The sequence below is a fragment of the Rhizobium atlanticum genome (assembly GCF_030182485.1).
GTDB lineage: Bacteria > Pseudomonadota > Alphaproteobacteria > Rhizobiales > Rhizobiaceae > Rhizobium.
Genome location: NZ_JAQJCJ010000091.1, coordinates 1 through 664, shown reverse-complemented (window position 1 = coordinate 664; position 664 = coordinate 1). Strand labels below are relative to the sequence as shown.

Below are 664 nucleotides of genomic sequence, written 5' to 3'. Positions count from 1 at the left end.
TCAGCCGCCTATTCACCGGTGCAAAGCGTCAATCCGCCAGACGCACCATGGGAGCAAAGCTTGGGGGCATCGATCTTCGGCACCCCACAGTACACGCTGCCTGTGGACGACTTGGGAGGATTTGTCCCTCCGAGCTGGCAACACGGCAATCAACCGGTACCAGATGACCTTCTGCCTGCAATGTACTTGTTTGACTTGCTGCCGAGCGCGGACAAACCCACCAACTTCAGTATCCATGGTGTGCCCTACACGGCCACTCTGGGGCCATCAGGCATGCAGAGCGACATTTACCTTTTCCTGCAATAGGGTGGAGATGGATCGAGCAATAGATGCCAGTCGTTCTTGAAAAGCACCAAACCGTTGAGAGAGAATCCGTTTTTACGCGGCCACGTGCAGCGCGCCAACCCAGATGAGACGATCCCCAGTGCCGGGGGCGACATCGAATGTGCACGTCGCCAGTCTTCCTTCAAAACGTGACGTTTGGCCAGCATCCCAAGAGGCGACGGCTGTCGCATCTGAGGTGTAGACAGATACGGATGCGGGAAGAGCCTCGGGTGCGAAGGATGCTGGCGCGGTCGCTGAAGTGCTTAGTGCCGTCTATGACGGCCTACCCTTTGCGGGTTCTACTATGGCTTCAGGCCAGGACGAAACCCGCCCATGGCGC

General features: G+C 57.8%; 1 pseudogene. It reads left to right on the top strand.

Going from position 1 to position 664, the window contains the following annotated elements:
* Positions 1–306, top strand: a pseudogene (locus PH551_RS32845) (hypothetical protein); the annotation flags it as partial.
* Between the last annotated feature and the right edge of the window lie 358 nt (positions 307–664).